The 23,844-nt window shown below is 66.6% G+C and carries 23 protein-coding genes and 1 CRISPR repeat array; of the genes, 10 read left to right on the top strand and 13 right to left on the bottom strand.

Features of this window, described 5'->3' with window-relative positions; translation table 11 throughout:
• The first annotated feature begins 202 nt into the window (after positions 1 to 202).
• Positions 203 to 619, top strand: coding sequence for a CBS domain-containing protein (locus JOF55_RS07995; RefSeq protein WP_310271900.1), 417 nt, complete (start codon positions 203 to 205; stop codon positions 617 to 619).
• A gap of 485 nt (positions 620 to 1,104) precedes the next feature.
• Positions 1,105 to 1,692 (top strand): protein-L-isoaspartate(D-aspartate) O-methyltransferase, encoded by a 588-nt coding sequence (locus JOF55_RS07990; RefSeq protein WP_374727421.1) that lies wholly within the window; start codon positions 1,105 to 1,107, stop codon positions 1,690 to 1,692.
• Positions 1,693 to 1,731: 39 nt separating this feature from the next.
• Here JOF55_RS07990 and JOF55_RS07985 read toward each other — a convergent pair whose 3' ends face one another.
• From JOF55_RS07985 to JOF55_RS07975, 3 genes are all read right to left on the bottom strand, one after another.
• A complete protein-coding gene (locus tag JOF55_RS07985; RefSeq protein WP_310271894.1) occupies positions 1,732 to 2,439 on the bottom strand; it encodes an ANTAR domain-containing protein in 708 nt (235 codons plus the stop codon).
• Positions 2,440 to 2,583: 144 nt separating this feature from the next.
• Entirely contained in the window at positions 2,584 to 3,792 is a 1,209-nt protein-coding gene (locus JOF55_RS07980; RefSeq protein ID WP_310271891.1) for an FUSC family protein, read from the bottom strand.
• 78 nt (positions 3,793 to 3,870) lie between these two features.
• The gene (locus JOF55_RS07975) at positions 3,871 to 5,145 is read right to left on the bottom strand and encodes a GAF domain-containing protein (protein ID WP_310271888.1); all 1,275 of its coding nucleotides are present in this window, start codon (positions 5,143 to 5,145) and stop codon (positions 3,871 to 3,873) included.
• Positions 5,146 to 5,301: 156 nt separating this feature from the next.
• Here JOF55_RS07975 and JOF55_RS07970 point away from each other — a divergent pair, with 156 nt between their 5' ends.
• From JOF55_RS07970 to JOF55_RS07950, 5 genes are all read left to right on the top strand, one after another.
• Positions 5,302 to 7,137, top strand: coding sequence for an NAD(P)-binding domain-containing protein (locus tag JOF55_RS07970; protein WP_310271886.1), 1,836 nt, complete (start codon positions 5,302 to 5,304; stop codon positions 7,135 to 7,137).
• Positions 7,138 to 7,217: 80 nt separating this feature from the next.
• Positions 7,218 to 7,436 carry a hypothetical protein gene (locus JOF55_RS07965; RefSeq protein WP_310271883.1) on the top strand — a complete coding sequence of 73 codons (219 nt, stop codon included), beginning with the start codon at positions 7,218 to 7,220 and terminating at the stop codon, positions 7,434 to 7,436.
• A gap of 4 nt (positions 7,437 to 7,440) precedes the next feature.
• Positions 7,441 to 7,563, top strand: coding sequence for a hypothetical protein (locus JOF55_RS07960; RefSeq protein ID WP_310271880.1), 123 nt, complete (start codon positions 7,441 to 7,443; stop codon positions 7,561 to 7,563).
• A gap of 497 nt (positions 7,564 to 8,060) precedes the next feature.
• Positions 8,061 to 8,687: a hypothetical protein gene (locus JOF55_RS07955; RefSeq protein WP_310271878.1), complete on the top strand. Its 627-nt coding sequence runs from the start codon at positions 8,061 to 8,063 to the stop codon at positions 8,685 to 8,687.
• Between the two features lie 6 nt (positions 8,688 to 8,693).
• Positions 8,694 to 9,182: a hypothetical protein gene (locus JOF55_RS07950; protein ID WP_310271876.1), complete on the top strand. Its 489-nt coding sequence runs from the start codon at positions 8,694 to 8,696 to the stop codon at positions 9,180 to 9,182.
• A gap of 302 nt (positions 9,183 to 9,484) precedes the next feature.
• On the opposite strand, the gene JOF55_RS07945 is transcribed toward JOF55_RS07950, so the two are convergent.
• Positions 9,485 to 9,676: a DUF397 domain-containing protein gene (locus tag JOF55_RS07945; RefSeq protein ID WP_310271873.1), complete on the bottom strand. Its 192-nt coding sequence runs from the start codon at positions 9,674 to 9,676 to the stop codon at positions 9,485 to 9,487.
• Complete coding sequence (locus JOF55_RS07940; RefSeq protein WP_310271871.1) at positions 9,673 to 10,524, bottom strand: helix-turn-helix domain-containing protein; 852 nt, start codon at positions 10,522 to 10,524, stop codon at positions 9,673 to 9,675. The genes JOF55_RS07945 and JOF55_RS07940 overlap by 4 nt, the downstream gene beginning before the upstream one ends.
• 352 nt (positions 10,525 to 10,876) lie before the next feature.
• Here JOF55_RS07940 and JOF55_RS07935 point away from each other — a divergent pair, with 352 nt between their 5' ends.
• Together JOF55_RS07935 and JOF55_RS07930 are read left to right on the top strand one after the other, a co-directional pair.
• Positions 10,877 to 11,065 (top strand): hypothetical protein, encoded by a 189-nt coding sequence (locus JOF55_RS07935; RefSeq protein ID WP_310271869.1) that lies wholly within the window; start codon positions 10,877 to 10,879, stop codon positions 11,063 to 11,065.
• Positions 11,062 to 11,358: a hypothetical protein gene (locus tag JOF55_RS07930; RefSeq protein ID WP_310271866.1), complete on the top strand. Its 297-nt coding sequence runs from the start codon at positions 11,062 to 11,064 to the stop codon at positions 11,356 to 11,358. Before JOF55_RS07935 ends, JOF55_RS07930 begins: the two co-directional genes overlap by 4 nt.
• A 320-nt stretch (positions 11,359 to 11,678) precedes the next feature.
• Positions 11,679 to 13,474: a CRISPR direct-repeat array (repeat unit 28 nt; unit sequence GGATCATCCCCGCATACGCGGGGAGCAC).
• 75 nt (positions 13,475 to 13,549) lie between these two features.
• On the opposite strand, the gene cas2e is transcribed toward JOF55_RS07930, so the two are convergent.
• From cas2e to cas3, 8 genes are read right to left on the bottom strand one after another with little or no spacing between them, the layout of a single operon-like run.
• Positions 13,550 to 13,969: a type I-E CRISPR-associated endoribonuclease Cas2e gene (gene cas2e / locus JOF55_RS07925; RefSeq protein WP_310271862.1), complete on the bottom strand. Its 420-nt coding sequence runs from the start codon at positions 13,967 to 13,969 to the stop codon at positions 13,550 to 13,552.
• The gene (cas1e, locus tag JOF55_RS07920; RefSeq protein WP_310271858.1) at positions 13,966 to 14,916 is read right to left on the bottom strand and encodes a type I-E CRISPR-associated endonuclease Cas1e; all 951 of its coding nucleotides are present in this window, start codon (positions 14,914 to 14,916) and stop codon (positions 13,966 to 13,968) included. The genes cas2e and cas1e overlap by 4 nt, the downstream gene beginning before the upstream one ends.
• Positions 14,913 to 15,599 (bottom strand): type I-E CRISPR-associated protein Cas6/Cse3/CasE, encoded by a 687-nt coding sequence (cas6e, locus tag JOF55_RS07915; RefSeq protein ID WP_310271855.1) that lies wholly within the window; start codon positions 15,597 to 15,599, stop codon positions 14,913 to 14,915. The genes cas1e and cas6e overlap by 4 nt, the downstream gene beginning before the upstream one ends.
• Position 15,600: 1 nt before the next feature.
• Positions 15,601 to 16,332, bottom strand: a complete 732-nt coding sequence (gene cas5e / locus JOF55_RS07910; protein ID WP_310271852.1) for a type I-E CRISPR-associated protein Cas5/CasD — start codon at positions 16,330 to 16,332, stop codon at positions 15,601 to 15,603.
• Positions 16,329 to 17,450: a type I-E CRISPR-associated protein Cas7/Cse4/CasC gene (cas7e, locus tag JOF55_RS07905; protein WP_310271849.1), complete on the bottom strand. Its 1,122-nt coding sequence runs from the start codon at positions 17,448 to 17,450 to the stop codon at positions 16,329 to 16,331. The genes cas5e and cas7e overlap by 4 nt, the downstream gene beginning before the upstream one ends.
• Before the next feature lie 5 nt (positions 17,451 to 17,455).
• The gene (casB, locus tag JOF55_RS07900; RefSeq protein ID WP_310271846.1) at positions 17,456 to 18,106 is read right to left on the bottom strand and encodes a type I-E CRISPR-associated protein Cse2/CasB; all 651 of its coding nucleotides are present in this window, start codon (positions 18,104 to 18,106) and stop codon (positions 17,456 to 17,458) included.
• Positions 18,103 to 19,749, bottom strand: coding sequence for a type I-E CRISPR-associated protein Cse1/CasA (gene casA, locus JOF55_RS07895; protein ID WP_310271843.1), 1,647 nt, complete (start codon positions 19,747 to 19,749; stop codon positions 18,103 to 18,105). Before casA ends, casB begins: the two co-directional genes overlap by 4 nt.
• Complete coding sequence (gene cas3 / locus JOF55_RS07890; protein ID WP_310271841.1) at positions 19,739 to 22,579, bottom strand: CRISPR-associated helicase Cas3'; 2,841 nt, start codon at positions 22,577 to 22,579, stop codon at positions 19,739 to 19,741. Before cas3 ends, casA begins: the two co-directional genes overlap by 11 nt.
• 538 nt (positions 22,580 to 23,117) lie before the next feature.
• On the opposite strand from cas3, the gene JOF55_RS07885 reads away from it, so the two are divergent.
• Positions 23,118 to 23,825: a GAF and ANTAR domain-containing protein gene (locus JOF55_RS07885; RefSeq protein WP_310271838.1), complete on the top strand. Its 708-nt coding sequence runs from the start codon at positions 23,118 to 23,120 to the stop codon at positions 23,823 to 23,825.
• Positions 23,826 to 23,844 lie beyond the last annotated feature (19 nt).

Genomic DNA, 23,844 nt, shown 5'->3' with positions numbered 1-23,844 from the left:
TCCGTGGGTTTCCGCCGCCGGTGCCCGGCAAACCCGTGGACGACAGCGGCGCCGGGAGGACCCGGCGATGACCGGCCGCACCGGTGCCCCGCAGAGACCGGTGCCCCGGAACGACCGGTGTCCTGCGGTGATCTGCGTGGTTTCGGGCTCAATCGGGTAGTCCGACGGAACCACCAGGAGACCACGGGGAGGAGGCACGGCGATGACCACCGTGCGTGAACTGATGTCAGTGAATCCGGAGTGCGCTCAAGGGCAGGACACCCTGGTCACGGTTGCGGCGAAGATGCGCGATATGGGTGTGGGGTCCTTGCCGATCTGCGATCAGGACCAGCGGCCCACCGGCATCCTGACCGACCGCGACATCGTGGTGGGCTGCCTGGCCGACGGCGGCAATCCCGAAGAGATGTTCGCCGCGGACGTGGCCCACTCCGAGCCGGTGTGCGTGGGGGCCGGTGTCCCGGTGGACGAAGCGCTGACCCTGATGGCCCAGCACCAGATACGCAGGATTCCGGTGATAGACCAGGACCAGCGTCTGATCGGGATGCTCGCCCAAGCCGACGTAGCTCGGGAGCAGTCGGAGCCCCAGACGGGCAGCGTTGTGGAGGACATCTCCCGCTGAGTTCACCACGGGCAGCCACGTGAGCGGGGCTGGATGTTTTCCGCTCCAAAACCGGCACGCCCGTACAGAGGTTCGGAGGAAATGGCGGAAAATCTCTGCAGGTCGCCGCCGGGGAACCCATATCGGAGCGGTCTTCTTCGCCGGCGACCGCGCCTACAGGATGAAAAAGCCGGTCGACCTGGGCTTCCTCGGCTTCAGCACCCGAGAAGCGGCGCCTCGATGCCTGCCGCCGGGAGCTGGAACTCAACCGCAGGCTGGCCCCCGACGTCTACCTCGGCCTCGCCGTCGACCCCGCTCCGGACTCCTGCGGCACCTCGAGCGCGGAGCCGTGATGCTGGTACTCGTCGGCGGGCCGCCCGGAATCGGCAAGTCCACCGTCGCGGGTCGATCCTGAATCGCGATTGACCCGCCATCGCAGGCGGTGGCACTGCTGTTGAGCAGATGAAGGAGGAACTGTGCCGACACCGAGCGGGCAACGCGCCGAGATGGTCCGCCGCCTTCATGCCGAAGGCATCACCGACCGGCGGGTACTCGACGCGATGGGCGAGGTACCTCGTGAACGGTTCGTCCCGGAGGCCGTGGCGGCGGATGCCTACCTGGACGTGCCGCTGAGCATCGGCGCGGGCCAGACGATCTCCACCCCCTGGATCGTGGCGTTCAGCACCGGTTCCCTCGGGGTCGGACCGGAGGACACCGCTCTGGAGGTGGGCACCGGGTCCGGCTACGGCGCGGCCGTGCTGTCCCGGTGCTGCCGGGCGGTGGTGACCATCGAGCGGCATCCCGAGCTCGCCGAGGGGGCGCGCACCAGGCTGGCCGAACTCGGCTACGACAACGTCGAGGTGCGCACCGGCGACGGCAGTCTCGGCGCTCCGGACCGGGCACTGTTTCCCGCCATCCTGGTCACCGCCATGGCCGCGGAGGAGTTGCCTTCGGCGCTGGCCGAGCAGCTCACCCCGTCCGGCACGCTGGTCTGCCCGGTCGGCACCGGCAGCGCGGGCACGCTGCTGCGTTACCACGGCGGGCGCACCGAGGAACTCGCCGACGTCGCCTTCGTGCCGCTCACCACCGACTGAGGCCGGACCGGACGCGCTGACCCGATCGCGGGACACCGCCTAGCTCGCTCCGGGGGTCTCTCCGGTGTGGATGATGTGGTGGGCGATCTCGCGGAGTTTGGTGTTGTTGTCCTGCGAGGCCTTTCTGATCTTGTCGAAGGCCTGGCTCTCGGAGAGCTTGTGGCGTTCCATGACGATGCCGAGCGCTTCGCCGATTTCCTGGCGTGTGGAGATGGCGGTGTGCAGGTCGGCTTCGGTGCGGGCGCTGGACAGGGCGATCGCGGCGTGCGAGGCCAGGATCCAGCCCGCTTGTTCGGAGCGTTCGGTGAAGGCGCTGGGCTGCGGTGCGTAGAGGTTCAGGGCGCCGAGGTTGTCCTGTTCGGTGAACAGGAGGAATCCCATCATGCTGCCGTAACCGAGCTCGCGGACGCGCGGTGCGTAGCGGGGCCAGCGCTGTTGGCTCTCCGACAGGTCGGCGATGCGATAGATATGTGCTCCTCCGTTGGCCGCGTCGAAGCAGGGTCCTTCGGCTTCTTCGCCTTGGGCGCGGTCGGATTCACGGACGCGGTCGCTGGTGGTGGCCAGGGTCTCGACCTGTTGCCTTTTGCGCAGCACCAGGATTCCGGCGTCGGAGCACCCCTCGATGAGCTGCACCGCGTACTCGACGATCCGGTCGAGCGTGTCCTGCACCGATTTCTGTTGGAGGAGGTCACGGGCCATGTGCGCGAGTCGGGTGGCCAGCTCCTCGTAGTCGGTGGGCGTGGACATCGCTACCTTCCTCGCACAGAGCACAGTTGCCAAGACCAACCATGCTAGCCCGAACCACGGGTGATCGCCTGCGAGATCATCCCGAATCCGGTGGTTCGTCCGAGGACACGCCTGGTCAACGAGGTCGGGAGCCGCCCCCGTCGGTCACGGCCCACGGGGGCGGCTGGTGCTTTCGAGCCGGGCGAGTTCATGCTCGGCCTGGGCGAGTTCTTCGACGAGTCGGCGCCCGTCGATCTGCAGGGCCTCGTAGACGGGCCACCGGCTGCTCTTGTCCAGGTGGTGGACATCGATCAGCTCGCTGAGGCTCCGGTGGGCGCTGCGACCTTGCTCGATGCGGTCGTCGAGCTCGTTCTCCTCGCGCAGGTCCTGATAGGTGTGCAGGTCACCGAGGACGCGGATGCCCGAGGCCGCGGCCTCGAGAGTATCGGCGTAGTGGACGAGGAACGATTTCTGAGCGGAATCGAGACGCTCGGCCTGGCTGATGTCGTTCAAGGCCCGGGTGATGGAGTAGATCTGTTCGCTGTGGCTGCCCAGCGCACTGACGGTGCTGCGGTGTCCGGCGAACGAGGGGCCGCGCCGCAGCAGCAGGCGCCTCGGGTTCAGCCGCACGGTTTCCGCGGCGTCCTCGACGCTGTAGCGGGTTTGGGCCACGGTGTTGCGGAACTCGCTGGCGCGTTCCCACCAGGATTCGGCCTGGTTCGCGTCGAGCTCTCCGGAACGCAGGCGCTCGGTGATGTCCTCCAGGAGCCTCGCAAGCGTGTGGGCCAGGGTCTGGACGCCGTGTTCGGCGGTGCGGTAGCGCAGCGGGGGCACGATCGCCAGGTTGGTCACCACGCCGATAACGCAGCCCAGCACGATGAGGCCTGTGATGCTGGCCAACTGCATCCAGCTCGATGTCCGGTCGCTGGCCTGGAAGAACGCAGCGTAGCTGAACATCGCCGCCACCGTGACCTGCGAGCCGTGGCTGCCGAGCCTGCGCCACTGGCCCAGCAGCAGGGCCGAGACCACCAACAGCGCGAATGTCCACACCGCAGGCCCCAGCAGGGGCAGCAGTATCCCGGCCAGTACAACTCCGCCGACCATCGCGGTCACATAGCGCAGGGAGTGGTTCACCGAACGGGAGACGGTGGCGTGGATCATCAGCACCGCGCTGAACGGTGCGAAGGTCGACGAGGGTGCGCCCAGGACGTCCTCGGCGATGAACCAGGCCAGGGTCGCGGCCACGACGCTTTTGAGCATCAGCAACAGGGCGTCGTTGTTCAGGCCGAAACGCTCCAGGACACCATGCAGCCTGCCCCGTAGTTCGTTCCACACCGAGCTCGACGCCCGATCCGGTCCGCGATCGTCACCCATCGGTCCTTGCCATCTCCTTCGTCGTGACCACAGACCTTCGGGTACCTCGCTGCGGGGCCGGGAATGCTCCCCGGTGTCTCACCGCACCCGGTGGGGACTTGCCACGGCGCGCACTCCGGGTGCTGCCGAGTCACGCAGGAAGGCACAGTCCCGCCGGTCTTCGGCCGCGCCGAACTCCACCCGCAGCTCGACCCCGCTCGCCACGCGGTAGGGCCTCGTGTCCACGACAGCGCCGAGGAGCTTGCGCAGCCGGGACACTTCCGCGCGCACCGTCACCACGTGGTCGGTGTCGCCGTGCAGTGCCGTGCTCAGCGTCGCGGCGCTCATGCCCGTCGGCCCGGCCAGGTGCAGCAAAAGCAGGATCTCGGCGTGCCGGATGCTCAGGGAACTGCGCCACGGCGTTCCACTGCCGCTGACCTCGATCAGGGGCGATCCGGACAGGTCGAGCAGCAGACGCACGGCGGTGTCGGTACCGGCGGGGCGCACCAGCCACCCGCCCGCGACGGCTTCCGGCAGGCACAGTCCCAGCCCCGGTACGGCGATCGGCCGATCGCCGCGCGGCACGGCGATGCGTTCCCCGGCGGCGATGCCCGCACTGTGCGCGACCCATCCGTGCTCGTCGACGAGCAGCACGGGACCGTCGACACCGGCGAGCCGCGGGGCCGCGGCCGTGCGCAGCCGTTCGAGCCGGTGCTGGTGCTGGCGCCAGAGCCGCAGCTCGGCGAGCCGCACCGCGGTCTCGACGAGCGCACCGACGGTCGGGTGCAGGGTCAGTGCCGGACCGCTGACGTCGACGATGCCGAGCAGCTCACCGGTGCGGGGATCGTGCATCGGCGCGGCCGTGCAGTACCACGGGTGTTGCGGCTGCTCGAAGTGCTCCGCGGAAAACAGCTGCACGGGGGCCGCCTCGGCGATCGCCGTGCCGATGGCGTTGGTGCCGACCGCCGACTCGGTCCACAGCGCGCCCTCGACGAAACCGAGATCGTCCGCGCGCAACCTGGTGCTCGCCGCGCCCTCCCGCCAGAGGATGACGCCGTCGCCATTGGTGACCACGAGCAGGAACTGCGACGCCTCCGCCACCGAGGAGATCACCGCTCTGAGCTCGCCGATGACCGAGCTCAGCGGCGACTCCCCGCGCAGGCGCTCCACCTGCTCCACGGGCAACGGGTTGCGCGTGTTCCGCCCGTCGGGATCGAGACCGAGCGCGAGAACGCGGGACCACGACCGGGCGACGAGTTCGCGCGGACGCATCGGTGGACGCGAACCACCGATGACGGCGTCGTGCGTCCTGGCGAGAGCGCGGGCGTACGCATGCAGGTCCGTGCCTTGCCCGATCGCACCGAAGCCGCTCACGATCACCGTTCCCGTCGGCGGGTCCTCCTCGACGATAGCGCCTGTTGTGTGATCGGCGCCATATCCACTTCCGGGTGCGATGCAACGTGGTGCAACCCTTGCCCGCCGTCGCCTCGTGCGGTGTGCTGTGAGTCACACGGAGCGAGAGGAGTCGTGATGACCGGCACTGTCCAACCCGACGCACCGGAGTACTCGGCACCGAACGACGCGACGCCACAGCAGCGGGTGGACGCATGGCTCGCGGACTTCGAGGCCGCACTGACCGCCCGCGACGTGCGACGGGCGGCGGGGATGTTCGCCATCGACAGCTTCTGGCGCGACCTGATCGCGTTCACCTGGAACCTCACCACGGTCGAGGGACGCGAGGGCGTGGCCGACATGTTGACGGCGCGGCTGGAGGGCACGGACCCGTCGGGCTTTCGCACCACGGAACCACCGGACGACGCCGAGGGCGTCACCTCGGCGTGGATCGAGTTCGAAACGGCGGTCGGCCGCGGGCACGGTCACCTGCGGCTCACCGACGAGGGCGCGTGGACGCTGCTGACCACCATGCACGAGCTCAAGGGACACGAGGAGAACACGGGCACGAGCCGCCCGAAGGGCGCCGTGCACGGCACCGACCCCGACCGGCTCCACTGGACCGACCGGCGCGCCGAGGAACAGTCCCGGCTCGGCTACACCCGGCAGCCCTACGTGGTCGTGGTGGGCGGCGGCCAGGGTGGTATCGCGCTCGGCGCGCGGCTGCGCCAGCTCGGTGTCCCCGCGCTGGTCGTCGAGCGCAACGCCCGCGCCGGTGACTCGTGGCGCAACCGGTACAAGACGCTCTGCCTGCACGATCCCGTGTGGTACGACCACCTGCCGTACCTGCCCTTCCCGGACAACTGGCCGATCTTCTCGCCGAAGGACAAGATCGGTGACTGGTTGGAGATGTACACGCAGGTGATGGAGGTGCCGTACTGGACGTCGAGCACCTGCACCTCGGCCTCCTACGACGAGCAGGCCGGGGAGTGGGCCGTCCACATCGACCGCGACGGCGAGCCGGTGACACTCCGGCCGAAACAACTGGTGCTCGCCACCGGCATGTCCGGCAAGCCCAACGTCCCGACACTGCCCGGCCAGGACCTCTTCACCGGTGAGCAGCACCACTCCAGCGGGCATCCCGGCCCCGAGGAGTACGCGGGCAGGCGCGCCGTGGTGATCGGCTCGAACAACTCCGCGCACGACATCTGCGGCGCGCTGTGGGAGGTCGGCGCCGACGTCACCATGGTGCAGCGCTCCTCGACGCACGTCGTCAAGTCGGACTCGCTGATGGAGCTCGGCCTCGGCGACCTGTACTCCGAGCGCGCCGTCGCCGCCGGGATGACCACGCACAAGGCGGACCTGACGTTCGCCTCGCTGCCGTACCGGATCATGCACGAGTTCCAGATCCCGGTGTATCAGGCGATCGCCGAGCGCGACGCCGACTTCTACGAGCGCCTGGAGAAGGCGGGCTTCCGGCACGACTGGGGCGAGGACGGCTCCGGGCTGTTCATGAAGTACCTGCGCCGCGGCTCCGGTTACTACATCGATGTCGGGGCCTCCGAGCTCGTCGCGAACGGGGACATCAAGCTCGCCCACGGTCAGGTCCGCGAGCTCACCGAGCACACCGTCGTGCTCGCCGACGGCACGGAGCTGCCCGCGGATCTCGTGGTGTACGCGACCGGCTACGGCTCGATGAACGGCTGGGCGGCCGACCTGATCGGCCAGGAGGTCGCGGACAAGGTCGGCAAGTGCTGGGGTCTCGGGTCCGGCACCGCCAAGGACCCCGGGCCGTGGGAGGGCGAGCAGCGCAACATGTGGAAGCCGACCCGGCAGGAGGGTCTGTGGTTCCACGGCGGGAACCTGCACCAGTCGCGGCACTACTCGCTGTATCTCGCCCTGCAGCTCAAGGCCCGCTACGAGAACATCCCCACTCCGGTGTACGGCCTGCCGGAGGTGCACCACCTCAGCTGAGCGATCACCGACCCGCCGCCTGCCGTGGCCCGCATCGTGGTGTCGGGGTGGTGCCCTCGTCTACGGTCTGTTGCATAAGCATGCGGAACGCACAGCCGCGGTGGCGGAGATACCTGTGGTTACTGGTCAGCGTCATTTTCGCTCTCAACGGGCTGCGGTATGCGTTCTTTGGTACGTCGCTGGGGCCGTGGCCGCTCCAAGTCGTGTTCGCGGTCGGTTTCTTCGTGCTCGCCGCGCTGTGGTTTCGCAACTTTCTGACCACTGTGAATCGCCGGAACGAGGCCGGACGACAGGCATAGTTCGGTGCTGACTGCTGTGATCTGTGGTGAAGTAGCCGGCGGTATGATCCTCGGTATCGCCCACGATCGGGTTCGCGAGCTCACCGAGCCCACCGTTGTGCTCGCGGACGGCACGGAGTTGCCCTGAGGCAGGTGGAGCAGGAGTCGACGCTCGCGACTACGCGCTGCCATCCATACACACGTGGCAGCGTCGTATCAGAAACATGTGGTAACTCTATTCGGTATGATCACACGCTGAGTGATTCGCCACCCAGCGTGCCAGCGGATCGCTGCGTGCCGAATGTGAGGGGACTCGTTGGGCAAGGGCCACCGGTATCATGACAAGCCCGACGTCGACAAAGTGATCAAGAAGCTCGTCGACGAGCATGGCTGGCGATATATCGAGGCAGGCCACGGTTATCGCCTCTTGTGCCCCTGTGGTGATGACTACATCGAGGTCTCGAGCACGCCCCGTAACCCAAGTACCCATGCTCGGCAGATCAAGCGGAAGTCTCAGCAGTGCCCTGACCGGCACGAACTGTCGCCGCATCCCCGAGCGAAGGGCCGACCCAGCTAAGGCTGTTTCAGAACTGAAACGATGGTGGTACGTTGTGTGATAGGGATGCTGATGTAGGAGGAGCGACGATGGGCCAGTACGAGTTCATCTTTGTGATCGACGCGCTCAGTGGCGAAACTGTCCACAGAATCTATGAGGACTATGACGCTACATACAGTCAGCATGGCGGAACGTGTTTGCTCACAGTGGCAAGTGAAGGGGAAACAGCCTTTCAAGCTGCGAAACTTCTGGTTGTCGATATGGAACAGCGTTTCGGGACTGTCTTCCATCGTACCTACGAGGATCTTGTGACCAAGGCGGACATTGCTGACAGGATCGATTCGACGGTCCAAGCGGTGGGGCAGTGGACACGGGGTGAGCGTTACAAGAACACTCCTTTTCCATCCCCGTTCAATCATGTTGCCGGCGGAGTCTGGCTGTGGTCGGAAGTAAATGCTTGGCTCCGTGAAGTAGGCAAGGACTACGATGATGATGTTTCTTACCCATCTCGTCGTGAATTAGCGGATATTGATCGCTGGCTTGCGAATGGAAACTTCGGGAATCGGCATCCCTGTGTTCATTCCACGGAGACGGTAAAAGCATCCGGATCGCTTGCGACTTTCGCAACCGCAGCGAGTTCCCATGTCAACGTGGGCAAGGGTAATTATCCCGCCCCACCAAAATGGGGGCGTTCCGACTATGCGGTTGCAGGATAGGCGTTCATGAAAGAAATCAAGACCGGGCAGGAGCTTCTTGGTGTCGTAGAACTGAAAAATATTCAGTTTTACGAGGTCCAGGCGCGGCTTTACAACGGCTTCGATGGGGATTCGCCTGCTGCCTCCGCTGCGGATGGTTCCGACCAGGAAGACACGTCGGAACAGGAGTGGCAATTCCGGATCCAGGTTGACAGCAGGAACGTCAACTTACGTGCGCGGTTGGTGGTTCATGGGCCTGACGCCGGCTACGTTGTGGATGGCGCTGCCTTCTATGTGACCGACGAAGAAGTGAACGTGGAGCAAGATGCTCTCGAGGAGTTTCTGAATCGGGCGGCCATGCTTGCTCTTTACCCATTTATTCGCGAGTCTCTTCATGAAGCAGCCAGAAAGATAAATGCGAATCCCCCGCTGTTGGGAATGTTCAGTCCCGATTCGATACAAATCCATTTGGATCGGCCTGAAGATGAAAGAGGGTCCGTTCGGGCCGAAGAGTGATCTCATGGTTTCCGGCATAAAAACCAGCCCATGCCCGGAAGGCAGAGGGGCTGGCCGTGTTGGGAACACGGTACCGCCTCTGCTCGGTCACCGGCGACTCCGGTGAGTTACTGGGATAGTGCCAGCGAGGTGGTCGGCTGTGCTGGTCGAGCTGCCGTAGGCATTGCGCACTGCAACCGCACTGCGCTGATGATCGAGGCATCCAGTCGCGTCCTGGCCGCTGTGAACAGTCGCCACAGGTGTGGCGGCTGTGCGAGAGCGGCCCCCGATACCTCCGATACCGAGGACCGCTGTGCTTGCCGTCAGGCGAAGCGGTCCGCCTTGATCGCGGCGACGAACGTCCGCCACTGCGCGCGGTCCGCGGTGAAGTAGCCCGCAGCGCGATCCTTGGTGTCGCGCACGGCCGCACCATCGCCGACACGGCCGACCTCGACGCACGCCGTCTCCCGTGAAGAGTGGGTAGACTTGCGCCAGTTTGCTGGGGGTACCGTCATGAGGTCTCCTCTGCCTGTTCGATGCAGGTAGCGATGAACTCGGTGGTGGCCTCCTCGTTCATTGCTACCTGCCGAAGGGTACCTATCGCGCTTGAGTAGGTATCGACCACTGCAGGCGAGGACAGGAAGATCCCGGACCCCAATGTTTCCAGGTGCACGATCGGTGATGCGGTCCCGAACTCGAAGAAGATGAAGTGCCCGCTGTGCAGGGGCGTCCATCCGTGGCGTTGGGACGGGATGACGCGAATCATGACATTCGGCAGCTTGGACATTTTCAGTAGGTGCCGCAGTTGGTCTGCCTGGGCGCCCGGAGCACATACCTGATCGCGGAGTACGTGCTCGAGGATGATGGTCTCGAAGGCCGGTGCGTGCTGCCGTTCGAGGACATCGCGACGTCCGGCGCGCATGCCGATTTTGGCCTCACGCTCACCGGTCGGAAGTCCGGCCATGATGGCGCGGGCGTAATCTGCGGTCTGGAGGATTCCGGGGATCAGTAGCGGCGCTGCCTCGACCATGTGCGTGGCGGTGCGCTCGTACTCGATCAGCGTCACCAGCTCCTCGCGCACACCGGGGATGCCGGGGCGGAGCCAGTTGGGATCGTCTGCCTCGTGTGCCATCGCAACGAGCCGCTCGCGCTCGTTGCTGGAGATTTCCAGCGCGACGAGGATGCTCGTCACATCGTCCACGGTGATCGGGCGCGAGCCGGACTCGGTGCGTGTGACCCAGCCGTGCGAAGTACCGATTCTACGAGCCAGTTCGCGTACGCCGACTCCGGTATCTTGCCGGACTTTGCGCAGCTCGGCAGCCAGCGATCGTGCCTTGGGGCCGGTAGGTCTGGATCGGGCCATGAACCAATCCTATGCCCCATGGCAATACAGATCGTCACCTGATCGGAGCATTGCGGCACTGTAACGCAATCCATCAATATGGATCGCGTTACAGTGATCCACTCTTGCAAGGAGGTTAGGTCATGTCGTTGCCGATTGCCCTGTCGGTTCCTGAGTTGCATCCGGAGGTGTGGCCGCGTTGGTTGCCCGGTACGCATCTGCGGGATCCGTACACCCATTGGTCTCGGGATCGGTTTGGGCCGGGTGCGTGTGGTCAGCCGGTGATGTGGGCCAAGCCCGGTCATGTCGCCACGCGGCGTCGGTGCTGCCCGGACTGCCTGCGTGTGCTCGCCGCTACCGCTGGGGAGGGGCGATGAGTACCGAATCGCACATCAAGCCGCACATGTATCGGCGTGGGGGTGAGACCGAGGCCGAGCGGGTCGCCCGGTGTGCGCGTTCCTGCTACCGGTGCGGGCATGAGGAGCCCGAGGCGCTGGTGCTGGATGCCCACGAAGCCGTCTGCGACGGTATTCGTCCCGATGAGCGCGGGCAGCACCGGTGACCGCCCTCGCCCTCGCCATTGCCGCGCTGCTGCTGGTCGCACCGGTGCTCGGTGTCGTGTGGGCCACCGCGCCGCAGCCCCAGCACGCCGGTGCCGGTGCGCTGACGGTGGCCCAGTTGCTGGCCCAGTCCCGCGAGCAGGACCGCACCGAGCGGCTTCCGATGATCCCTCCGGACCTGCCGGATGCGTCGATCGCCTGGCCCACCACCGACCCGGACGCACCCACCGGCACGTGGGCGCCGGTGGACCTGCCGACGCTGCGCCGCGTCCTCGACGGACTGCACAACCTGTAACCCGCTGCACCATCCGCCAGCGGACCCGGCCCGGCGCCGTCGACCCCCGAACCCGTCCGGCGCCGGTCCGCCGGCTGCCCGACACCTGCCCCCGAGGGTGCCGGGCAGCCCTCCACCCCACCACGGGCCACATCAAGGAACCCGCCCCGCATACGCGGGGACTCCTGGTGCGACCAATTTCTCGCGAAATTTCCCAGCGGCTCACCCCACGTGTGCGGGGACTTTCTCGTGCATCTGCACGGCAGCACACGTCACACGGACTCACCCCCTCCTGAGTGGGAGCACCGTGCCGTAGACGCGGTCACCGGCTGCACCTGTGCGGATCATCCCCGCATACGCGGGGAGCACGGCCGGATGTGCCGCGTCTTCCCCGAGCTCACCGGATCATCCCCGCATACGCGGGGAGCACTTACGACTACGGCACGCCGAGGTCACGCTGCCGGGATCATCCCCGCATACGCGGGGAGCACTCGTCGCTGGCGCGCCACAGGGTGACGTCGCCGGGATCATCCCCGCATACGCGGGGAGCACCGATGGAGCAGGCTCGCACGTAACAGGGTCCAGGGATCATCCCCGCATACGCGGGGAGCACCGATGGAGCAGGCTCGCACGTAACAGGGTCCAGGGATCATCCCCGCATACGCGGGGAGCACGGAGCGCATCCTGTCGAGTGCGATCAGCGTTGCGGATCATCCCCGCATACGCGGGGAGCACAACGTGTAGTGTCCCCGCGCTTGGATAATTCCCGGATCATCCCCGCATACGCGGGGAGCACGAGGGGCTGCGGCCGAGCTCGCGGGCGATGGCGGGATCATCCCCGCATACGCGGGGAGCACGCGGGCAAGCGTGGATGCGCAGATACCCCCGTTGGATCATCCCCGCATACGCGGGGAGCACGCGATGGAGATCCCGGCCAGTGCGTGCCATTCGGGATCATCCCCGCATACGCGGGGAGCACGCGATGGAGATCCCGGCCAGTGCGTGCCATTCGGGATCATCCCCGCATACGCGGGGAGCACTCTGCCTCTGCATTGCGAATCGGCGATTCCGCAGGATCATCCCCGCATACGCGGGGAGCACCTCCTGCCTGGCATCTGCCTAGGCTGTACGTGCGGATCATCCCCGCATACGCGGGGAGCACGAGCGCAAAAAATACGGTGTGTTCCCCATGACGGATCATCCCCGCATACGCGGGGAGCACTGATCACCACCGCTTCCGAAACCACGGGTGGGAGGATCATCCCCGCATACGCGGGGAGCACGGGGACGGGTAGGCGACTACCCCCGGTGGTTGCGGATCATCCCCGCATACGCGGGGAGCACGGGTGCCGTTCATGGCGTTGATCCTCGCGGAGAGGATCATCCCCGCATACGCGGGGAGCACCGGGGGAACGTGTCAGTGGTGCTCATGGAGGCCGGATCATCCCCGCATACGCGGGGAGCACGCCTCAACGTTCTCATCCAGCCAAGCAAACTCCGGATCATCCCCGCATACGCGGGGAGCACGAGAGTGAGACAATCCCCTCGGATGAGCGCAACGGATCATCCCCGCATACGCGGGGAGCACACATCGCGGGGTGGTGGTACCTGGCGATACGTGGGATCATCCCCGCATACGCGGGGAGCACACACCGTCGAGCGTCGAGTGACCGTAACAGCGGGGATCATCCCCGCATACGCGGGGAGCACCCTGGGGCGTTTCACGTACTGGCGGGTGTGTGCGGATCATCCCCGCATACGCGGGGAGCACCCACCGGATCCGACCGCCCGCTGTTCACGTTCGGGATCATCCCCGCATACGCGGGGAGCACCTCGAGCACGCCACGCTGGCCAACGTGCGCGAGGGATCATCCCCGCATACGCGGGGAGCACGTCACGAGTCGGAACGCCGTCGCTCATGACCAGGGATCATCCCCGCATACGCGGGGAGCACTGTCAACCCTGCCCCGCTGCCCGTTGTGGCGTGGGATCATCCCCGCATACGCGGGGAGCACACGGGCCATGTACACGTTCTGCGTCATGCTCGGGGATCATCCCCGCATACGCGGGGAGCACACACCGGAACCGTTGTTTGAACGGCGTCGGTAGGGATCATCCCCGCATACGCGGGGAGCACACTTGCTGACCAGGGAGTATACTACACCACCCTGCAAAACAGCTTCAGTTTGAGTGAGCGACCCATCCGTCGTGGCTACTTCCGCTTGAACTTCTTGCGTTTGTCACGGCGCTTCCACACGGCGTCGGCGGCGACTCCCGACGAGCGATCAGGGCTCGATGCCTGCTTTTGCTGTGCTGCGGGTTTGTCCGTGGATTCGTACGCGGCCGGCACGTAATCGGGCACGGTTTGCCTGCGCATGAGCATGAGTCCATCGTGGTCGACCGGAGTCCAGTCGTGGCCGTGCACCTTGAAGGACAACCGCTGCTCACCACGCGTCGAGTGGACCATGAGCGCTCTGCCGTCGGCCGCGAACTCGACGATGCGTAGCCACAGCTCCTCCCGAACACGGGTGGAGATGTGCCCGACGAAGACGCCTGGACTGATCTCCAGCAGCCATCGAGTCAGATGGCCACGCAAGCCGGGAGGAACGGCGGTCAGCACGACAACGGTCATGACTCACCGCCGTAGGACACTCCTCCGGGCACGAAGTTCCCGTGCTCGTCCCACAGCGAGATGACGTCGAAATCGAGATACTCCTCGGCTGTTTCGTCGTTCTCCTCCGGGCTGAGGATCAGTCGTTGGATGTCCCGGGCGCACCGCTCCAGCAGCTTGCCGCCGTGTAAGGCGTCGCGCAGGAGTCGGCGGGTTTCGCCTCCGATGTCCGTGGCCGTCTCCGCTGCCACGTCGAAAGCGACCGGGATCGTCAGCTCCGCCTTGTACAGATCCGCGATGTCGTACACGAACGATCGGTGATGACCGGTGTGGACGAACCCCAGCGCCGGCGAGCATCCGAGCGCGACGATGACCGAATGCACGATGCCGTACAGCGCCGAGTTCGCTGCCGACAGTGCCTGGTTGACCGGATCGCCGGATTCCCAGTCCTCCACGTCATAAGTGCGTTTCGACCACGGAACCCCGGTACGTTCGGAGTGCTGTCGATAGACACGGCGAACCCGTGCTCCCTCCCTTCCTCGAAGTTGCTGCATTGTGAGGCTCGAAACGTCCTCGTCGGGAAAGCGCATCTCGTACATCGCGCGGGCGACCCGCAACCTCGACCGGCGATTGGTGACCGCCTCGGCCTGCGCCTCGAGGAGCCGGGACGAGCGGGCCAGTGAGACACCGTGCGCGTAGTACCGCACACCCTGCTCACCGACCCACACCACGGTCGAGCCGCTGTCCGACATCAACGCGATCGCCTGGTGGGTGATGGTCGTGCCCGGTCCCAGAAGCAGCACTCCGACGGAGGCGGCCGGGACGTGGACAGTGCCCCGCTCGTCGGTCGCGGTGATCGCGTTGCTGTCGCGGTTGACGACACAGCGCTCCAGGTAGAGGAACGACACCCGATCCACCGCGCGGACGAGCTCTCGTGGCTGGGTCGGCCGCTGCCCGATGGAGGTCATGCCGGATCGCTCCTCGGGGGCGGGGCCACGGTGAGCAGGCCGCACCCGTATGCCTTGGCCCGGCCGATCCCGAAGCTGAGGGATTGGCGTAGCGCTGCGGCGTCGGTGATCTCCAGGTGGCCCTCGAAGGTGGCCGTGGAGATCGTGACCGGGTTTCCCTGCCGTTGGAAGCGGCGGGTGTTCCGATCGACGATCGCGAGATCGGGTTCGGCTGCGCCCTCGGCGCCTGCTCGGCCGGAGACGAGTTGAAAGCCCAGTCGCGGTGCTCGATCGAGCAGCCACTGTTCCTGCTGTTTCACCGTGACGTGCCCGAGCGGCTTCGTGGTGTTCCAACTCTCCCTGCGGCCGGACCGCACCGGGTTCGCCGTGAGCCGGAACTGCCAGCGCTGCCCCGGCCGCAGCGAGTCCAGCAAGCCGTCGTAGTCGCGGGTCTGCCAGGCCTCGGTCGTGGGCCAGCCTGCCTGTTCGACGAGATGGGTGAAGTCGGGTTTTTCCGGGCTGGCGGTGTAGAGCACGGTCCGGTGCCGGTCATAGGTGTCGAGTCGCCACAGGATCCGCCCCTCCGCAGTGGAGCGTGCGTCGGCGAATCCGGCCAGCACGGCAGCGTGCAGGGCCTGCGGTGACGACAGCAGCACCCGTGCGCCTCGCCGCCTCGGATTGAGCGGCATTTTCGTCAGGAACACCTCAACCTCCCAGGATCGCCATCGGATCGTGCTCGTCACCGGTATCGGCATCGGCGACGCCGTGGGGGTTGTCGACCTCGACGGTTCCGCGCGTGATCGAGCGCCAGGCGTGCTGCCGCCGGTTCGGATCGAAGCTCACCGGAACGTCCCGCACCAGTTCCCCGCCGGGCTCCTCCGAGTCCGCATCGCACACCGTGGCCAGACGCACGGTCCTCGCGCGGTGTCGTCGCTGTTGCCGAGTGCCGGCCATCCAGGGCAGGCTCGCGAGAGCACCCTCGAGGTCGTTCTCGGAGACTCCCACCGCCACGGGGCCAGCCGGTGGGCAGGAGCGCCTGCCGAGATACAGCGGAAATTCCGGGCTGCGCACGGCCTCGTCGATCCCTTCGGCGAGCTCGCGGTCACCTTCGAGCACGGCCAGGTACACGGCGTCGGAGACGTAGTACCGATGCGACAGCGGCAGGGAGGACCAGCTCGTGGTGCCGTCCTTTTCCCGCTTGGGGCGCTGTGCGGTCTGAAAGTCCCGGACCAGTTGGCCGGGCTGATCGAGGCGCACGCCGAACCGCAGTCCCAGCAGTCCCTCCAACGGGTCGCTGCGACGCATCCCCCGGGCGGCGGCGACCAGTCCGAGCACCCCGCTCTTGGTGGGTGCCGTCTCGGTCTCGCGTCGCACGAACCGGCTGCGCGAACCCCACGATTGCAGCGGGCCTGCCAACCTGAGCGCGACCACGGTCATGAGCGCTCCTCGACACGCGATCCGACCAGGTCCCCGAGCTGCGTCACCAGCTCGGTCAGCGGCACGTTCGGCCCCAGATCGTCGAGGCTTGCCGTGTCGTCTCCGAGCCGGGTGACCCAACTGTCGATCGGCTGCTCGCCGTAGGCCCGCTCGATCTCACGGGCCTCGTCGCGCAGCGCGTCCGCTGCCCGCTTGGTGCGGCCCGCCCGGTCCGACTCCCGCACCGGGCTCTCGAAGGCCCCCACGAGATTGATGGGCTGGCTCTCCCGCGCCAGCACCACCACCGCTTCCGGCAGGGTGCGGTTGGCGAAGGTGTTCTGCTTGCCGGAGGGCATCGATCGCACGAACGACTCGAGGAACGCCTCCACCGCTCGGCGAACCGCGATCGTGCTCCCGAGGTTGTCGGCGAGCCGGTTCACGTCGACCGTGGCGTAGCGGTAGAGGGTGGAGGAGTTGAACTCGACGGTGCCGATCATGCCAGCGCCGGTCTCGTCATCGCCGGTGTGGTCGTCGACCGCGGTGTAGTAGTCGAACTCGGTCTCCGCCGGGTGCACGCTGATCGCGTGCGCCACCTGCGCCGCGGCGTCGACGTTGATGTCGGCCTGGTCGGCCACCATGCGGCCGAACAGCGAGATGTCGACGGAGTGATCACGGTCGGCCAGGTCCTTGACCTTGGCGTCCTTGAGTGCCTTTTTCACGTCGTCGGCACCGGCCGCCTCGATCGCCGCGTCCGCGAGGTTCTGAATCTGGCGCCTGCTGAGGAAGAGGAGATAGCCGGACTGGGGAGCCTTGTCCTTTTCCGGTGCTTTGACCTCGATGCCGACGGCCTTGATGGTCTCGGTGGCCAGGTCCGTGGCCCGCTCGGAGAGCTCCGGTGCTCGGTCGTTGATCTCGGCGGCCAGCAACTCCACGACACGCTTGGTGCGGGTGCCGAGCTCGGAGGTGTCGAGGTGGGAGTCGAAGGCAACGCGCGTGGCGCGCTTCCACGCCTGGCTCGAGACCCGGGCCCGGCGCACTCCGCCGTAGACCGCCGTTTTCGGGCTGCCCGTGTCGTCGCGGTTGAGATTGCTCGGCGGGACGGTCTGCAGGATGTGAATGTCGATCAGGGTGCGGCTCATGGTGCTCACTCCTCGGTGATGTCGTCGGTGGATTCGTCGTTGCCGCTCTCGGCGGTGTCCGTGGTGGTGCGGTAGAAGTCCCGTCCCCAGGCCAGCCGCACTCGCGTGGCTCGCCCGGGGGTCAGTAGCCCGGTGAGGTCGTCGGCCAGTCGTGCGTAGTCGAAGCCGCGTTGTGCCGAGCGGAGTTGCGTGACGAGTCCTCGCATGTGGACAAGCACCTCGTCGGCGGACTCGGCGGTGGAGACGGCCATGAACCTGCGGGTCACGGCCTCCTCGCTTCGGGTGGAGTCGAACCGCAGAAATCCCACGGCACGCCCGAAGGAGGTTCCGGGCGCGTGTGCGGCCACGGACAGGGACTGCTGGTGCAGTGCGAACAGGGTGAAGGCGGCGTGGGCCGCCTGCTCGGCTCGGCTCGGCTCATCGCGGTCCCAGCTCAGCGATTCCGGGACCGCACCGATGGTGCTCTCCCAGACCTCGGGGACGCTGCCTGCCGGTTTGCCGAGCCCACGGCGCAGCCTCGCGAGAGTCGCCTTCGCCGACGGTGCCTCCCGTGAGTACTCCTCCTGCAACCGGGTGAACCGCCAGTCGAGAGCGGTTCCGAGTGGGCCCAGCTTTCTCGTCGGGCCGGTCTGTGGTGCGGTGCCTGTCGAGGTCATACCGCTGCCTCCAGTGCTGTGTTCTCCGAATGGTTGCGGGCGAGGGGAAGTGCCTTTCCGAGGCCGGCTTTGAACCACACCTCCGCCAGCGCGGCGGTCACCAACCGTTCCCGGATGGTTCGCCCGACCCACGCCGCCGGTGGTGCGGCCTCGATCAGCTCTTCCGCGAGCGGGGTGGTGGCTGCCCGGACGGTTCGCTGCCATGCGGCACGGGCTTCGGAAAGGTCCCGATCGGGGCCCAGCTCGGCCAGCCACTCGCGGTAGGGCGTTTCGAGGGCCGCGTAGAGCTGTTCCCGTGCACGATCCCCCGCCCCGGACTTGGGTTCGGCTCCACCGGCCTGCGCGAGGTTCTCGGCGAAACTCCAGATCGCCGTTCCGACCTTTTCGGCATCGGCCACCGCTTCCGTGGCCGTCTGCCCGGCGGCGGGCCGGTCCTGGCGAAGCAAAACCACCGACAGCGGCAGGACGTCGTCGACGATCTCGCTGTAGGTGGCGCTCTGTGCGCCGTACTCCGCGCCCTGCACCCGAACGCGGGGAACGTAGTTCTCCGGGAGAAGTCCTTCGGCGACCAGGTCACCGAGCCACTGCAGCACCCCGGGAGCCAGGAACTGCTGGGGCTCGCTGCCGCTGCTCCGGCGCCCGGAAATCGAGGGGAGCATGGCCGCGATCCCCCGCCACACCGATCGGTTCGGATCATGCGGCTGCGGCATGTACACCGTGGTCTTGAATTTCTTGGACTGCGGGTCGCTGTAGCGCCAGGCGGTGTGCGGATCGAGGCCATGCCGGTTCTGCGGCCGGATCTTGTCCCCGTTGGCCAGCAGCACCCCGGTCACCCCGTTGCGATCCCCCGCGAGGCGCACCCGGCGGGTCTGCCACGTGTACAGGTCGATAGCTCCGCGCGGCGGGCGTTCCTCCTGCCACTCCGGCCCGTCCGGATCGCGCTCCCACGGCGGCACATCGTCCTGTCCACCGATGCGGACGAAGGTCTCGACATCGCGGGAGATGAGATTGAGCAGCAGCGTCTCCCGGAGGTTCGCACCCTGCGGGAGCACACCACCGATCTGCCCCGACCATCCGGTGCCGATCGGATAGCCCCTACCGCCCTTGACGTTCGGATCACCCACGGCGCCGGACTTGATGCCGGAGGGATCGAAGGCGTGGGCGTGCACGAGCCATCGCGCGGCCTCGGCCGCGTCGATCCGCCGCAGGCTCGCCGCCGACCGTGTGGTGAAGAAGGGCTCCCCGTTGGGTACGTCCGCGACGATCTTCTCCAGGCCCGACACCTCGTTCTTCGCAGTCCGCAAACCCGCGACCTGGAAAAACGGTGCTTCGGCGGCGAACAGGCCGAACCGGGGCCGCACGCGCTCGGCGTACTCGCGAATCCGGTCCATCGGCAGCTCCTCGGCGGCCCACACTCCTTCCCACTCGTCCTGATCGTCCGGCCCGTCGATCGCGCGGTGCAGGAAGGCCAACAGCAGCCGCGTGATCGCGAACGCCTGCGTGGGCACCTCACCACCGATCATGCCGAGCCGAGGGGCCTGCTCGAGGGCATCGAGGATCGACACGTGCCGTTCGCGGCCGTCGGTGCCGAGCACGATGATCCACGGTTCGTCGAGCAGGTTGAAGTCCGTTTCAGTCGGCACTGTCGACCACCTCCAGCCCCATCTCGGGGGTGTAGCGAATCTGTCGGTCGCCGATCCGTCCCCAACCGTCCGCATCGACGGGAAGGACCGGCATGCGGTAGATGAGCGCGGACTGCTCCCAGGCCGGTGGGGTGGCCGCCCAGAGTTCCTCTTCCGCGTCGGCGTTGCTGAAGGTCAGCGGGAGTCGCAGCGAGCACGACGCCATGACCTGGGCGAGACCGTCCGGGGGTGTCTCCTCGCGAGGAATCGCGAGTTTCCCGCTGCCCTGCGGCAGCCAGTTCGGGGTGAACCAGTGTCCGGATTCGTCGTGTTGGACGAGGATCACTTCGAGGGTGGGCGCGCCGTCGCGTACCTGCCCCTGTCCCTGTGCGTCATCGTCGGCTTCTCCCACATTGGCCGAGACCCACCCGATGATCGCCTTTCCGGGGCGGGTCGGTGCGGCGATCTGGAAATCGCGTGCCTTGGACTCGCGGCTTTCCGTCCTCTCGCGCCACTGTTGCCAGGCCTCGGACACCGCGCCCCGCCAGTCCTCGGGCTCGACCTGTTCGGGGCCGTAGGCGCGCTGCACGAGTGCGGCGATGTCGTCGGGCAGCGTGATGCTGCTTCCGAAGTACGGCTGAAGCACGGCAGCCGACCGGAGTAGCCAGTACGCGCCGTAGATGTGCCGAGCCGACGCGGGTTCGAGTTCCGGTGGGTTCTGTGTGCAGTCCACTCCGGTGAGGTAGGCGCGTGCCGAGCGCAGTGTCGATGGCCGGTCGCCTTGCCCTGTGCCGCGCTGATGCCGGTGCAGACGCCCCATTCGCTGGAGTACGAGATCGGCCGGTGCGAGATCGGTGACCAGCAGGTCGAAGTCGACGTCGAGGGACTGCTCGATCACCTGCGAGGCGACCACGATGTGCCGCTCCGGCCGTCGCACGGCCCGATCCGGAGAGCCGAAACGATCAAGCAGCTCACTGTCCTTGCGCATCCGGTCGGCTGCCATGAACCGGGAGTGAGCCACTGTCACTTCGCCGGGGAACTCCTGCTCCAGCCGACTCGCGGTATCCAGTACCCGACGAACCGTGTTCCGCACGACGGCGGCGCAACCACCCTCGGACAGCGCATCCCGCAGCAGGCAGGTCAGCGCATCGAGATCGTCCTCGACGCTGCCGCCGAGCACGTCGATCGACACCTCGGTGCGCCGACCGGATGGCTCGACGACCTTCGTCCTCACCTGGGGGCCCTCGCTCCAGGTGAGAAGCGGATAGCCGGGGTTTCCGTCCACATCGGCGGGGATGGCCGCCAAGTCCTGACCGGCACCATCGCCAGGGCCGTACTTCCGGCCCTGCCGGTAGGCTTCCAGCAGGGCCCGACGCCGGTCGGCGGGCAGGGTCGCCGACAACGCGAGGACCGGAACCCGGTAAGCCCCCAGCCAGGTGAGTACCTTGATCAGGTACGAGTTCATGTGGGCGTCGTAGGCATGGACCTCGTCCAGGATGACCACCTTGCCTGCCAGCCCCAGGTGCCGAAGCATCAGATGTCGCGACTTCAGGCCCGCGAACAGCAGTTGGTCGATGGTGCCGATCGTGAAGTTGGCCAGTTGGGACTTCTTCCGGCCCGACAACCACGAGTGCGCCACGACCGCGTGTGGTGTTCGGTCCTGTTTCTCGTCGCACCCGACCTCGATCGAGCGGCCTGCGCGGACCAGTCCCTGGAACAGGCGATTGAATCGAGCCTTGCCGTGGCTGAGTGTGATCGCCCCGCCGACCTGCTGGTCCTCGGCTCCCATCGCGTCCAGCCAATCGACCACGCGATGGAACATGGCATCGCTCGTGGCTTGGGTGGGCAGCGCGACGAGGACTCCGCCCGTACCCCACCGTGCCGCCATGGTCTCGGACGCGGCGAGTGCCGCCTCGGTCTTGCCCTCACCCATGGGTGCCTCGATGATGACCAGACCCGGCTCGGAGGCGGTGCCGGCCACTTCGCAGGCAGCGTGCTGCACCGGGCGTGGTGCGGCATCGGCGGGAAGTCGAAACCGTGCTCGGAACAGCTCCGCCACATCGTTCGGCACGCCGTTCGGCCGCCACGGTGCCGGTAACCGCAACTCGCCGAGCGCTCGCGATGTGCGCTCGACGTTTTCGGAAACCTCCGGTAGTTCGCCGGTCGAGAACGGCAGGAGATCCTCGTTGCTCGCGATCCAGTCGGAAACGATCACCAAGCCCGTGACCAGAACCTGGAAACCGGCGGAGAGCTTCAGGTTCTCCCATTCGGCAAGACGTTCGGAGGTTCCGGAACGAACCGCCGCACGTTCGGCCAGTTCCTGTTGAACCGTGCGCCAGGCACCAGTGCCGTAAAGCTCCGGATGGTTCCGTGACGCATTCTCGGCAGCGGAGTCCGGCGGAACCCCGTGGTGACCGCCCAGCACCACGCCCCACGCCCTGGCCGAACGCTTCTGCCACCCCTTGCCGAGGAGCCACTCGATCAGCAGGTGGTGGCCTGCGACGGTGTGGTGGGCGAGATGCCGTTCGGGAAGTTCGGCCTTCGTCGGCGGCATGTACAAGCCCTGGTCCCGCATCCGCTGGGCGAGGACGGTGTTCTGCACGGCGAAGGCCGGGGTCGCCTTCCCCAGGTCGTGCACACCGGCCAGAAACGTCACCGCTGCGCGGGCGGCGGTGACATCACCCGCGAACTCCTCCGCCAGCAGCCGGACCACACCGGGTGCCAGCCAGTGGTCGAACAGCCACCCGGCGATGTCGGCGGAGTCGTCCATGTGCTGCCACAGCGGCAGCCAGTCCCCCGCTTCGTTGAAGGACTTCGCCCAGACCGAGCGGGCCGCTTCACTCAGTACCATTGTCCCCAGCCCTGTTGATCAGACACACGCCATCGTCGAGTCGCAGCGATCCGGCACTGCACGAAGACTCAAACAGCAATCACCGACACTCCTGCAATGCGCCGGCCTCGTGCATCGGTCCGCTGTGGAGTGGAGGTGGTGAAGCCGCCGACATCGGCGGAGCTTCGACAGAGGCTCATAGCTGTCCACCCCACGTTGGAATTGCACGTCATCGCTGGTCATGGCCGCCACCAGTGTCTGCGAGATTCCCGGGAGTATCCGTAAGCTCGCGCTGCGTGATCATTCTAGAGAGGGAAATCAGGTGTCCACATACTCAAAAATGACTATTGTGGACGTTCGAGGGGGTATTCGATGCCAGTCGTCCTGGCCCGGCCAACTCTCGAGTTGATCTACCTACCGGATAGTTACCTGTCGCCTGGTGCTATTGTTCCCTTCGCCGGTTGAGCCCTAGCCGCACCGAAACACCTGTCGTCAGGGGTGAGGTGTCTACTGTGGGCGCTCCCGCAGCACCGATCTCGGCGACTGCGAGGAGAGGCGGATGCAGGGCGAGACCGTATACGATCTTGTTCGGGTATTGGGTGCTCTCGCCCGCCGGTTGGAGGCCGAGCAGGACCTCACTGCCACGCTGGAGGCGATTACGCATGCCGCAGTGACCACTGTGCCCGGAGCTGACTACGCGGGCATCAGCTGGTCCGAGCGCCGGCGGGTGACCGCACAAGCACCCACCAGTGAGCTGGTGAGCTACTGCGACCAACTGCAGTCCGAACTCGGTGAGGGCCCGTGTCTGCAAGCGATCCGCTCGGAGAACACCATCCTCGTCGATGATCTGACCTGTGAGGACCGGTGGCCGGCCTTCGCGCCTCGTGCCGCCGAGATCGGTATGCGCAGCATGGTCTCGTTTCAGTTGTTCGCCGAAAGCGACACCATCGGCGCGCTGAACCTGTACGCGACCGCCCCGGGGCAATTCGATGGGCAGACGCGGGTCGTCGGCGAGCTGTTCGCCTCCTACGCGGCGGTGGTGCTCTCCGGCAAGAGGCGGGAGGATCAGCTCACCGAGGCGCTGGCCACGCGCGATGTCATCGGCCAGGCCAAGGGTCTGCTGATGGCCCGGGAGAAGATCACGGGCGAGCAGGCATTCCGGCAGTTGGTTCGCTCTTCCCAGGACAGCAACATCAAACTGGCCGAGTTGGCCCGGTGGATGGTCGATGACCACGAAAGCTCCGGCCGGGACATGTGGTCGCAGTAACCCGAATCCTCTTCCCGCC

This window comes from Haloactinomyces albus, assembly GCF_031458135.1.
Classification (GTDB): Bacteria; Actinomycetota; Actinomycetes; order Mycobacteriales; family Pseudonocardiaceae; genus Haloactinomyces; species Haloactinomyces albus.
The sequence above is the reverse complement of the archived record's forward strand: the minus strand, read 5'-3'. Positions and strand labels throughout refer to the sequence as shown.

Excerpts from the sequence above, each read along its gene's own strand:
- JOF55_RS07995 (WP_310271900.1), top strand. The coding sequence starts at position 203 with ATGACCACCGTGCGTGAACTGATGTCAGTGAATCCGGAGTGCGCTCAA.
- JOF55_RS07990 (WP_374727421.1), top strand. The coding sequence starts at position 1,105 with ATGGTCCGCCGCCTTCATGCCGAAGGCATCACCGACCGGCGGGTACTC.
- JOF55_RS07985 (WP_310271894.1), bottom strand. The coding sequence starts at position 2,439 with ATGTCCACGCCCACCGACTACGAGGAGCTGGCCACCCGACTCGCGCAC.
- JOF55_RS07980 (WP_310271891.1), bottom strand. The coding sequence starts at position 3,792 with ATGGGTGACGATCGCGGACCGGATCGGGCGTCGAGCTCGGTGTGGAAC.
- JOF55_RS07970 (WP_310271886.1), top strand. The coding sequence starts at position 5,302 with ATGACCGGCACTGTCCAACCCGACGCACCGGAGTACTCGGCACCGAAC.
- JOF55_RS07965 (WP_310271883.1), top strand. The coding sequence starts at position 7,218 with ATGCGGAACGCACAGCCGCGGTGGCGGAGATACCTGTGGTTACTGGTC.
- JOF55_RS07955 (WP_310271878.1), top strand. The coding sequence starts at position 8,061 with ATGGGCCAGTACGAGTTCATCTTTGTGATCGACGCGCTCAGTGGCGAA.
- JOF55_RS07950 (WP_310271876.1), top strand. The coding sequence starts at position 8,694 with ATGAAAGAAATCAAGACCGGGCAGGAGCTTCTTGGTGTCGTAGAACTG.
- JOF55_RS07945 (WP_310271873.1), bottom strand. The coding sequence starts at position 9,676 with ATGACGGTACCCCCAGCAAACTGGCGCAAGTCTACCCACTCTTCACGG.
- JOF55_RS07940 (WP_310271871.1), bottom strand. The coding sequence starts at position 10,524 with ATGGCCCGATCCAGACCTACCGGCCCCAAGGCACGATCGCTGGCTGCC.
- JOF55_RS07935 (WP_310271869.1), top strand. The coding sequence starts at position 10,877 with ATGAGTACCGAATCGCACATCAAGCCGCACATGTATCGGCGTGGGGGT.
- cas2e (WP_310271862.1), bottom strand. The coding sequence starts at position 13,969 with ATGACCGTTGTCGTGCTGACCGCCGTTCCTCCCGGCTTGCGTGGCCAT.
- cas1e (WP_310271858.1), bottom strand. The coding sequence starts at position 14,916 with ATGACCTCCATCGGGCAGCGGCCGACCCAGCCACGAGAGCTCGTCCGC.
- cas5e (WP_310271852.1), bottom strand. The coding sequence starts at position 16,332 with ATGACCGTGGTCGCGCTCAGGTTGGCAGGCCCGCTGCAATCGTGGGGT.
- cas7e (WP_310271849.1), bottom strand. The coding sequence starts at position 17,450 with ATGAGCCGCACCCTGATCGACATTCACATCCTGCAGACCGTCCCGCCG.
- casB (WP_310271846.1), bottom strand. The coding sequence starts at position 18,106 with ATGACCTCGACAGGCACCGCACCACAGACCGGCCCGACGAGAAAGCTG.
- cas3 (WP_310271841.1), bottom strand. The coding sequence starts at position 22,579 with ATGGTACTGAGTGAAGCGGCCCGCTCGGTCTGGGCGAAGTCCTTCAAC.
- JOF55_RS07885 (WP_310271838.1), top strand. The coding sequence starts at position 23,118 with ATGCAGGGCGAGACCGTATACGATCTTGTTCGGGTATTGGGTGCTCTC.